Below are 11,097 nucleotides of genomic sequence, written 5' to 3' on the forward strand. Positions count from 1 at the left end.
GAGAAACACGTGAGGCTGGAATTCGATACGGTGCTGGTCGCCAATCGTGGCGAGATCGCCTGCCGCATCATGCGATCCGCGAAGGCGCTGGGCTTGAAGACGGTCGCCGTCTACTCCGATGCGGACATCGGCGCGGCCCATGTCGAAATCGCCGATGTCGCGGTGCGTCTCGGCCCCGGCCCGGCCGCCGAGTCCTATCTGCGCGCGGATCTGGTGATCGAGGCCGCGCTGGCGACCGGCGCGGGCGCTGTTCACCCTGGCTACGGATTCCTCTCGGAGAACGCCGATTTCGCCACGAAGGTGGCGGAGGCCGGTCTGCGGTTCGTCGGCCCGACACCGGAGCAGCTACGCGTGTTCGGCGACAAACACACGGCGCGCGAAGCGGCCCGGGCCGTCGGCGTTCCGCTCATCCCCGGCAGCGGCCTGCTCGACTCGGCCGAGCACGCGATTGAGGAGGCCACCCGGATCGGCTACCCGGTGATGCTCAAGGCCGTCGGCGGCGGTGGCGGCATCGGCATGCAGGCCTGTTTCGACCCGGATCAACTGCGCACCGCCTACCAGCGCGTACAGCGCTTGGCCGCGACGAATTTCGCCTCGACCGGCGTCTTCCTGGAACGTTTCGTCGCGCGGGCCAGGCACATCGAGGTGCAGCTGTTCGGCGACGGCAACGGCCGGGTGGTCAGCCTGGGCACCAGGGACTGCTCGCTGCAACGACGCAACCAGAAGGTCCTGGAAGAAGCGCCCGCCCCCGGTCTTACCGCTGAGCTGACCGATCAATTGCTCTCGGCGTCACGAGAACTCGCCCGATCGGTCGGCTACCGCTCGGCCGGAACGGTGGAGTTCGTCTACGACACCGACCACAGCACCGCCTCGTTCCTGGAGATGAATACCCGTCTGCAAGTGGAACATCCGGTCACCGAGGCGGTGACCGGCGTCGACCTGGTCGCCTGGATGCTGCGCCTGGCCGGCGGCGACACCTCGATGGTGGACGAGCAGCCGGAGAGCGGCCCGCCGATCACCGGCTGGGCCGTGGAAGCCCGGGTGTACGCGGAGGATCCGGGCCACGACTACCGGCCAAGCGCCGGATTGATCACCGCCGCGGCGTTCCCGGTCGAGACCGGCACCGGCGCCACCACCTCGGGCGCCGCGCCGCAAGGCCTCCGCGTCGATACCTGGGTGGGCACCGGCACCGAGGTCAGCCCGTACTACGACCCGTTGCTGGCCAAGGTGATCGCCACCGGCGACAGCCGCGACCACGCCTTCGCGCGCCTCACCCGCGCACTCACGGACTCCCACATCTACGGCGTGCAGACCAACCTGCCGCAATTGCGCCAGGCGGCAAGCGATTCGCGCGTGCTGCGCGCGGAGCACAGTACGACCACGCTGGCCGACATCCGTCCGATCGGCCGCCGCATCGACGTACTGCGCGGCGGCACCATGACGACGGTGCAGGACCACCCGGGCCGAATCGGCCTCTGGCAGGTCGGCATTCCACCGTCCGGCCCGATGGACGACCTGTCGTTCACCCTCGCCAATACCGCCGTCGGCAATCCGGTGGGCGTGCCCGCGCTGGAGTGCACACTGCACGGCCCGCAGTTGCGCTTCTCCGACCCCGCGGTGGTCTGCGTGACCGGCGCACCCACCCCGATCACGATCGACGGGCAACCCGCACCCATGTGGCAGCCGATCACCGTGCCGGCCGGTTCGGTACTCGACATCGGCGCGCCGGCCGACGCCGGCCTGCGCACCTACTTGGCGGTGCGCGGCGGCATCGACGCCCCGCTCTACCACGGCAGCGCCGCCACCTTCACCCTCGGCGGTTTCGGCGGTGTGACCGGCAAAGCCGTTGTGGCAGGCGATGTTCTGGGCATCGCGCCGACCGATGAGCACACCCTGAGCACCCCCGCCGCGGTGCCGGAGCACGAGCGACCCGACTTCACCCACGACTGGCAGCTCGCCGTCGGCGAGGGACCGCAGACCTCCCCCGCCTATTTCACCGACGACGACATGACCCAGTTCTACACCCACGCTTGGCAAGTCGGCAGCCACGCCAACCGCACCGGCATCCGGCTCGAAGGCCCCAGGCCGACCTGGTCACGCACCGACGGCGGCGACGCCGGTCTGCATCCGTCCAACCTGCACGACAACCCGTACAGCGTAGGCACACTGAACGTCTCCGGTGACACCCCGATCCTGCTCGGTCCCGACGGCCCCAGCCTCGGCGGCTTCGCCTGCCCGTTGACCGTGATCTCGGCCCACCGCTGGAAACTCGGCCAGCTGCGCCCCGGCGACACGCTCCGGTTCGTGCCCGTCACCGACGACGAGGCCGTACTGCTGCGCGAGTCGAATACCGCCCGCGCGCATGACATCGTCCCGAATCCGCTTGCCGCACTGCGTGATCGCGGAATTCTAGGGTCTGATACCGGCGACGCCGATCGGCCCCGCGTCGCTTATCTGCGCGGCGGTGACGACAACGTTCTGGTCGAATACGGCGACATGGTGCTGGATCTGGGCCTGCGCATGCGCGTACACGCGCTCGCCGAGGCGCTGGCGAGCACCGGCCTGCCCGGCATCCTCGATGTCACGCCGGGCGTTCGCTCGCTGCACATTCACTTCGATCCCGACGTGCTGCCGCAATATCGGCTGCTCGGCACGCTGCAAGAGATCGAACTCGCCCTGCCGGCGACCACCGATCTGGTGGTGCCGAGCCGAACCATCCGGCTGCCGCTCTCGTTCGACGATCCGTCCATCGCCGAGGCGATCGACCGCTACCGCAGCGGTGTTCGCGACACCGCACCGTGGCTGCCGTCGAACACCGAGTTCATCCGCCGCATCAACGGACTCGGCAGCGTCGACGACGTCCGCGCGACCGTGTTCGACGCGGAATACCTCGTGCTCGGCCTCGGTGACGTGTATCTCGGTGCGCCGCTGGCGGTTCCGCTCGATCCGCGGCATCGCCTCGTCACCACCAAGTACAACCCGGCCCGCACCTGGACACCGTCGGACGCGGTCGGCATCGGCGGCAAGTACCTGTGCGTGTACGGGATGGCCTCGCCCGGCGGCTACCAGCTGATCGGCCGGACCGTGCCGATCTGGTCCAGCTATCGGCAGTCCGCACCGTTCGAGCCGGGCACGCCCTGGCTGTTCCGGTTCTTCGACCGCATCGTCTGGGAGCCGGTGAGCGCCGAACAACTGCTCGACCACCGTGCGGCGGCCAAGGCAGGCCGGTTCGACGCGGAGGTCAGCGACGGCACCTTCGCGCTGGCCGATCACTTGGCGCTGCTGCGCGCGGAGGCCGATTCGATCGCCGAGTTCACGACCAGGCAGACCGCGGCGTTCGAGGCGGAGAAGGCCGCCTGGCGCGCGGCAGGCGAGTTCGACCGGCCCGCCGCGACCGCACCCGTCGCCGAACTCGCCGACGATCCGCTGGCCGGCCTGCCGCCCGGCGCGACGGTGGTGACGGCACCCATGATCGGCAATGTCTGGCGAGTCGAAGTCGAAGCGGGACAACGTCTTACGGCCGGAGCGCCGATCGCCGTGCTGGAAGCGATGAAACTGGAACTGCCGGTGCACAGCCCGGGCGCCGGCACCGTACTGAAGGTCCTGGCCACGCCAGGCGCCAAGGTAGAACCGGGAACCCCACTAGCAGTAATCGGAGTCGACTGAATGGCCACCGGCGAGCTCTCCCTACCCACCCCACCGGCTGCCGTTTCCTCCGGCACCCTGACACGACCCACCGAACGTGTGGCCGCCGCGTACCGGCGGATCGCCGAGGTGGATCGGCCCGAGGTGTGGATCACGCTGCGCCCGGAGCGCGAGGTCGCCGCCGAGGCGGCGGCCGTCGAACAGCGCCTCGCCGACGGCGCCTCGCTGCCGCTGGCCGGTGTGCTGGTGGCGGTCAAGGACAACATCGACGTCGCCGGGCTGCCGACGACCGCGGGCTGTCCCGAATTCGCCTATACCGCCGAGGTGACCGCCTCCGCGATCGAGCGTCTGGTCGCGGCGGGCGCGATCGTGCTCGGCAAGACGAACCTCGACCAGTTCGCCACGGGGCTGGTCGGCACGCGCAGCCCGTACGGCGCCGTGCGGAACGCGTTCGATCCCGAGCTGATCTCCGGCGGTTCGAGTTCGGGCTCGGCGGCGGCGGTGGCGCTGGGCATCGCCGATATCGGAATCGGCACCGACACCGCCGGTTCCGGCCGGGTGCCCGCCGCCCTGCATGGAATCGTCGGCATCAAGGCCACTTTGGGCATCATCCCGGCGCACGGAGTTGTGCCCGCCTGCGTGGACTACGACGCGGTCACCGTCTTCGCCACCGAGCTCGCCGACGCGGTGGCGGCCGCCGCGGTGATGGCCGGGCCGGAGTCGCGCGATCCGCGCAGTCGCACCTGGCCGGCCGACGTCCGCCTGGCGGCGCCCCTGGCCGCGCGAATCGCCATCCCGCGCGCCGCCGACCTCGTCGCGCTGAGCGAACCGTATCGGGAGGCCTTCGCGCGGACCGCCGCCGCGGTCGCGGATTCCGGCGCGAAGATCGAGGAGGTCGACATCTCCGGCCTGCTCGACGCCGCACTGCTGCTGTACGACGGCGCGATCGTCGCCGAACGCTATGCCTCGGTCGGCGCCTTCCTGGAAACCGAGCCCGCCGGAGCCGACCCCACGGTCGCCGCCATTATCGAATCGGCCGGTGCTACAACGGGTCCCGCGTTCGTCGCGGATCTCGACACCCTGGCCCGCGCCCGCGCGGCGGCCGCCGAACTGCTCGGTGGTTTCGATGCCCTGCTGCTGCCGACCACCACCGAGCACCCGAGTATCGCTGCGGTGCAGGCGGATCCGATCGGAATCAACCGGCGCCTCGGCACCTACACCAACTTCTGCAACCTGCTCGACATGGCATCGATCGCGATTCCCGGCGAACCCACCACCGAGGGTGCGCCGTTCGGCGTCATGCTGGTGACACCCGCGTTCGCCGACCAGGTCGCCCTCGATCTGGCCGCCCGCACGGTCGGCGCCGAACCCGCGCCCCTGCTGGTCGAACGCGGTGTCGACCTGGCTGTCTTCGGCGCCCACCTGCGCGGCCAACCGCTGCACTGGCAACTCGAACAGATCGGCGCCCGCTTCGCCGGAGAGATCCGCACCACCGACGCCTACCGCCTCGCCGCCCTGGACACCACACCCCCGAAACCTGGACTTGTTCGCCACGGCGACGGGCTCGGCGCCCCCATTCTCGGCGAACTCTTCCGCGTCTCCGAAGCCGGACTCGGCAGCTTCCTCGCCGCCCTGCCCGCCCCGATGGCACTCACCAGCATCGAATTGTCCGACGGCCGTTCGGTAATCGGCTTCACCTGCACCTACGACGCCGCCCGCACCGCCACCGATATCACCTCGTTCGGCGGCTGGAAGTCCTACCTATCCAGATAGTGCCGCCCGCTAGCCGGAGGCGCCCTTCAGCCCCTCCAGGCTGCCGAAGGGCGCCTTCGGTCGTTCGGCGGCCAGTCGTCGGCTTGCCTGTCGCCGCGCCGGAGGGGGACGCGGGCGATATGCGTACGATTGTCTTGAACATATGTACTATACATTTGTGCAAGTGTGCTGTAGACATATGTCTAAGACATTCAGCACCAAGCAAGGGACCAGATCATGAGCACGAACTCCACCCAGCCCCGCATCCTCATCGCCGGTGGCGGCATCGGCGGCAACGCGGTCGCGCTGCAACTGCTTCGCGCAGGCATCCGCGCCACCGTGGTGGAGCGGGCCGAGGCGCCGCGGCCGGGCGGACAGGCCGTGGACCTGCGCGGGCCCAGCGTCGACGTCGCCGAGCGGATGAACCTGATGCCGGGCATCCGCAAGTACCAGCTCGACGAGCGCGGCATGAAGTTCGTCGACGCCGCGGGCCGCGACATCGTGCGCATGCCGACCGAGCTGTTCGAGGGCAAGGGCGGCGTGGCCGAAATCGAGCTGACCCGAGGCGATTTCAACCAGGTGCTGCTCGACGCGCTGGCCGAGGCGGGCGGCGTGGACTACCGCTACGGCGAGTGGATCACCGAGATCGCGCAGGACGAGAGCGGAGTGGACGTCACCTTCGCCTCCGGCGCGCGGGAGCGCTTCGACCTCGTGATCGGCGCGGACGGACTGCATTCCGGCACCCGCCGGATGGTGTTCGGCCCGGAGGAGCAGTTCTCCACCTACCTCGGCGGTTACATGTCCTTCTTCACCCTGCCGTCCCCGGACAGCGTGGAGGACAACTGGTTCACCATGCACTCGATGGTCGGCGCGACCAATATCGGGCTGCGCCCCGACGCCGATCCGGCAACCTCGAAGGCCCTGATCACCATCCGCACCGACGCGGATCCCGCACTGCGCCGGGATGTTCCGGCTCAGCAGGCGCTGATCCGGCAGCGGCTGGCCGGCGGCGGCTGGGAGGCGGCCACCATCACCGACGCGCTGGGCGAGGCGAGCGACTTCTACTTCGACGAGCTGGCCCGCATCGACATGCCGATCTGGTCGAAGGGCCGGGTGGTGCTGCTCGGCGACGCCGGCTACTGCGGTTCACCGCTCACCGGCAACGGCACCGCGATGGCGCTGATCGGCGCGTACGTGCTCGCCGGTGAGATCGCCACGCACCCAAGCGATCTCACACTGGCGACCGCTCGCTACGAGGAGGTGCTCCGTCCGTTCATCGCGAAGGCTCAGGAGCTCCCGCCGGGTGGCCTGAAGGCCATGACCCCCAAGTCCAGCTTCGGCATTCGCGCGGGGCACACGGTCAGCAAGCTGATGACCTCGAAGGCGATGAAGCCGCTGATGATGAAGATGCTCACCAAGACCGAGTCCTACGACCTGCCCGACTACTCGGTGCAGGCGCTCAGCCAGTAGTCCGATCCGCAGCGACCGGAGCCGTCCAGTACGGCTCCGGTCGTTGCCGTGTACGGCTATTCGACGGCCAGCCGCTGGTCGAGCAGGAAGGGAAGCGCGAAATGGCGCAGCAGCTCCCGCTCGTCGTCTTCGCCCGCACCCGGCAGAGTCAGCAGCGACACCATCACCCGGACCAGCCATTGTCCGAGCCGGCGCGCGGCAGGAGCGGACAGGTCGGGCCGCAAGCCGCCGACGAAGCCGCTGGCGAGGGTGTCCACCACCTCCGACGAATTCGACAGCTGGGCAACGATTCCCGCATTGGCCGGCGCGAACCACACGGCCAGGTGCGGAGTTTTACGGACCTCCGCGAGCAACGCGGTGAAGCCGTCGAGTAGTTGCTCGCCGGGATCGGCGGCCGCGGTGACCGCGGGATCGCGCCACACCCGCTCGACCACCTGCCGAGCCTCGCGACCGGCGAAGGCGACGTACAGTGCCTGCCGATTGTCGAAATACCGATAGAGCGTCGCCCTGGAACATCCTGCGGCCTCGGCGACTTCGGCCATTCCGACACCGGCGACGCCCTTGTCGATGAACAACGCGCGTACCGCGTCGAGGATCCGTTCGCTCGCCAGTTCCGCGCGCCCGTCCGCCAGCCAGTCCCCGGTCATGCCACGCACCGGAACGGGACGGTGGTCGGCCGCCGGACGTAAGGCCCCGGCGCGTACTCGACCGCGTCGATATCCACGGCATAGTTCGGGAATCGGTCGAGCAGCTCCTCCAGTGCCACCCGGGCTTGCATCCGCGCCGCAGCGGCACCGAGGCAGTGGTGTGCTCCGTGCCCGAAAGTGAGGATGCGCTGCGGATTCCGGTCGATATTCAGCTCTGCCGCGTCGTCGCCGAACGCGCGTTCGTCGCGGTTGGCGGAGCCGAACACCAGCAATACCTTGCGCCCCGGGGGAATCGTCTTGCCGTCCAGCTCGACCGCACGTGTCACCGTCCGGGCCAGACCCTGTACCGGCGCGGTCAACCTGGCGAATTCCTCTACCGCCGTGCGGATTCGATCCTGGTCCGCGGCCAACTCGGCGCGCTGGTCCGGATGTTGTTGCAGCAGTTGCACCGCACCACCGAGCAACCCCGTGGTGGTGTCGTTGCCACCCGCGACCATCGTCCAGGTGTAGGCCAGAATCTGCACCAGCCCACGCACATCCGCGTCGTCGGCGGCCATGCCCGCCTGCACGAGCAGCGACACGGTGTCCTCCCCCGGGTCGGTCCGCCGCCGCTTGATCAGCTCGGCGAAGTAGCCCATCATCTCCATCGACGCCGGCAACGCCTGGGTTTGCGCGCGATCGATGCTGCCCGCGACCACCGCGTCGGTCCAGCCGTCGAACCGCGCCCGATCCTCCTCGGGCACCCCGAGGTAGTACGCCACCACCATGCTCGGCAGCGGCTTGAATACCTGCTTGACGATATCGCCGCCGCCGTCCGCGGCGATCCGGTCGAGGCGGTCGCGGACGAATCGGCGCACCACCGGTTCCACCTCGCTGACCTGCCGTGGCGTGAACCCGCGGGCGACGAGCTTGCGAAAGTCGGTGTGCTCCGGCGGATCCTGCATGACCAGCGGAGGATTGCCGGTCAGCCCGATCTGTTCCAGCTCGCCGTACTCCACGGTCAGGCCGTCGCGGGAGGAATAGGTCTCGCTGTCGCGGGCTGCCGCGTAGACGTCGGCGTGCCGGGTGAGCACCCAGTAGTCGTTGCCGGGACGAGCCGGCGGCACCACGTGGTGCACCGGATCCTGTTCGCGCAGCGCGGCATACATCTCCCACGGCGACGTCCAAGTGGCGCCGGAGCGGAGCTCGAAGACGGGAGCCGGCCGATACGCGTCGATCAACATGTAGTGACGGTAAGACAAATATACAAAAGTGTCTAGAACGAGTTCTACCCGTGGCGCCGGGCCGATTACCCTCCGAAACCGGTCCGGCCGCCCCTCGCCTCGGGATCATGGCCCGCGCACCCGCGGTTACCTTCGGCAGTGGCAACTTCGGTGTCCGTTGCCGGTCAGCTCCCGGAAGAGCCTGCGAAAACGTGTCCGCTGTCCCGAGTGGCCCGCCAGGCCGGTCACCCCTCGTGGACCGGCCCGGCAAGCACTCTCCCCCGGAGCCCGACCTGTCAACCCCTCGAAGACAGGTCGCGCTCCGTTCCCCACCCCCGGTGGTGGACTGACCCACCGAACGCTCCGGTTCCCCCAAACCGGAGCGTTCGGTGTTGAGACAAACAATGCCTGCGCGGGCTTAGCACGGACTTAAGAACACCTTGCAGGCGTAAAACCGCAGGTAAAGGCGTCACCTAGGCAACAGATGGGCTGCGTTTGTAGCAACCAATCCCGGATGGCGGATGATGGAGACAGGTGCGTGAAGGAGATTGGGAGCGACGATGGAAACCGTGGTGGTCTGGGTGCTGGCCTGCGTGCTCTATTGGTGGGGCCTGCTGTAACCGCGAACCGGAGCCTGGCCTGAACGGGCCAGGTCTACTACACTCGGTCGTAGATTGGCGTGCACCATTGCCGCCGCGTCTACTCCGATGGGGGTCACGATGACGCACCCGACAGCCGCACGGCAGGATCTCGCCGCCGGTCCATCCTTCTCCGAATTACGCTGGGCTACCGCGCTGTTCGCGGTGGCGCTGCTCACCCACGGCGCCGATCACCTGCGCCGCGGGATGGACACCGTCTCCAGCACCGTAATGGTGCTCGGCACAGTGCAATTCATGCTCGGGGTCGCGACCATCGCGCTGGTGTTCACGGGTCATCGATGGGCAGCTCTCGCGGCGGTCGCGATCGGCTTCGTCAGCGCGGCCGGGTTCATCCTGGTGCACCTGTGCCCGGACTGGTTCGGCCCGCTCAGCGACAGCTTCATCAACCCGCCCGCCGCGGCGAGGGTCAACGGATTCTCTTGGTTCGCGGCGATTTTCGAGATCATCGCCGATCTGCTGCTCGGCTTCGCCGGCCTGCGCGCCCGTCGGTCGGTGGCCTGACGACACCGGAAACGCTGTCCGACAACCGGAATGGCGACCAGCGTCAGCGCACAGCCGCGACGGCCACCCTAGCCGCCTCGGCGACCACGTCGTTGCTCGATTCGGCGTCCTTGACCGACTTGCACGTCTGGATCGCGATGACCAGCGGCGCGGCCGAGCCGTCCGGCCAGGTGACCGCCGCATCGTGGGCGCAGCCGTAGTCGCCGGTGCCGGTCTTGTCGCCGGTGCTCCAGCCGGCCGGCACACCGGCGCGAATTCGCTTGTCGCCGGTGGTATTAGCCTTCAGCCAGCCGGTCAGCCGGGCTCGTTCCGGCGCGCCGAGCGCGTCGCCGACCACCAGCGCGCGGTAGTCGGCGGCGAGCGCGGCCGGGGTGGTGGTATCGCGTTCGTCGCCGGGGATGGCGGTATTGAGCTCCGGCTCCCAGCGGTCGAGGTGGCTCACCTGGTCGCCGATGCCGCGCAGGAAGTCCGTGAGTCCTTGCGGGCCACCGAGTTCGCGGAGCAGGAGGTTGCCCGCGGTGTTGTCGCTGTGGGTGATCGCGGCCTCGGCGAGCTGGGCGATGGTCATGCCCTCGGCGACCTTGGTGCCGGTGACCGGCGAATAGCTCTGCAGGTCCGCGTCGGTGTAGTGGATGACCCGATCGAAGTAGCCGGTGTCGAGCGGATGTGCCTTCAGCAATGCGCCGGCGGCCAGGCCCTTGAAGGTGGACAGGAACGGGAAGCGTTCGTCGCCGCGCGCGGTCAGCGTCTTACCGCTGCCGGTGTCGACCGCGAAGACTCCGATCCGCGCCTCGTATTTCTTCTCCAGAGCGGCCAGCTCCACTGCCGACGCGGAGTCGGCCTTGGTGCTGGAGGCCGGTGAGTCGGCCGGTGTCGCAGTGGAATCGGTGCCGCAGGCGGCGAGCAACGGTAGGACGAGAGCGGCGGTGGTCAAGGCCACCTTGGAGTCACGCGTCAGCCGAAACATCCCATCACTTTCGCAGGAGGGCCGACGGCCGGGCAAACCGGGACCGCAGTCCGCATGACCTGCGGCTATGACCGAGGCGGGGGGGGGGGGGGGGGGGGGGGGCCCCCCCCCCCCCGGCGGGCCCCCCCCCCCCCCCCCCCCGGGCCCGCCGCCGGGGGGCCCCCCCCCCCCCCCCCCCCCCCCCCCCCCCCGCCCCGCCGGGTTTGGGGGGCCCCGGGGGCGGGCGGGTGCGGGCGGGTGCGCGGCAGCTGGTC

Annotated in this window: 7 protein-coding genes; 4 read left to right on the forward strand and 3 right to left on the reverse strand. The window is 69.3% G+C overall.

What is annotated here, in order from left to right:
- Nucleotides 1-9 precede the first annotated feature (9 nt).
- The 3 genes from uca to ACFYO1_RS40945 all read left to right on the forward strand — a co-directional run bounded on the left by uca (nucleotide 10) and on the right by ACFYO1_RS40945 (nucleotide 6,867).
- A complete protein-coding gene (gene uca, locus ACFYO1_RS40935; protein WP_387244062.1) occupies nucleotides 10-3,666 on the forward strand; it encodes an urea carboxylase in 3,657 nt (1,218 codons plus the stop codon).
- On the forward strand, nucleotides 3,667-5,418 hold the full coding sequence (gene atzF / locus ACFYO1_RS40940) for an allophanate hydrolase (RefSeq protein ID WP_387244065.1): 1,752 nt from the start codon (nucleotides 3,667-3,669) through the stop codon (nucleotides 5,416-5,418).
- Between the two features lie 216 nt (nucleotides 5,419-5,634).
- On the forward strand, nucleotides 5,635-6,867 hold the full coding sequence (locus ACFYO1_RS40945; protein WP_387244068.1) for an FAD-dependent monooxygenase: 1,233 nt from the start codon (nucleotides 5,635-5,637) through the stop codon (nucleotides 6,865-6,867).
- A 56-nt stretch (nucleotides 6,868-6,923) separates the two neighbouring features.
- On the opposite strand, the gene ACFYO1_RS40950 is transcribed toward ACFYO1_RS40945, so the two are convergent.
- The gene (locus ACFYO1_RS40950; protein ID WP_387244071.1) at nucleotides 6,924-7,514 is read right to left on the reverse strand and encodes a TetR/AcrR family transcriptional regulator; all 591 of its coding nucleotides are present in this window, start codon (nucleotides 7,512-7,514) and stop codon (nucleotides 6,924-6,926) included.
- A complete protein-coding gene (locus ACFYO1_RS40955; RefSeq protein WP_387244073.1) occupies nucleotides 7,511-8,737 on the reverse strand; it encodes a cytochrome P450 in 1,227 nt (408 codons plus the stop codon). Before ACFYO1_RS40955 ends, ACFYO1_RS40950 begins: the two co-directional genes overlap by 4 nt.
- A gap of 698 nt (nucleotides 8,738-9,435) precedes the next feature.
- Here ACFYO1_RS40955 and ACFYO1_RS40960 point away from each other — a divergent pair.
- A complete protein-coding gene (locus ACFYO1_RS40960; RefSeq protein WP_387244076.1) occupies nucleotides 9,436-9,876 on the forward strand; it encodes a hypothetical protein in 441 nt (146 codons plus the stop codon).
- Between the two features lie 43 nt (nucleotides 9,877-9,919).
- Here the strand turns inward: ACFYO1_RS40960 and bla are convergent, their stop codons facing one another.
- Nucleotides 9,920-10,843, reverse strand: a complete 924-nt coding sequence (gene bla / locus ACFYO1_RS40965) for a class A beta-lactamase (protein WP_387244079.1) — start codon at nucleotides 10,841-10,843, stop codon at nucleotides 9,920-9,922.
- Between the last annotated feature and the right edge of the window lie 254 nt (nucleotides 10,844-11,097).

The organism is Nocardia sp. NPDC006044, from assembly GCF_042871115.1.
Taxonomy (GTDB): domain Bacteria; phylum Actinomycetota; class Actinomycetes; order Mycobacteriales; family Mycobacteriaceae; genus Nocardia.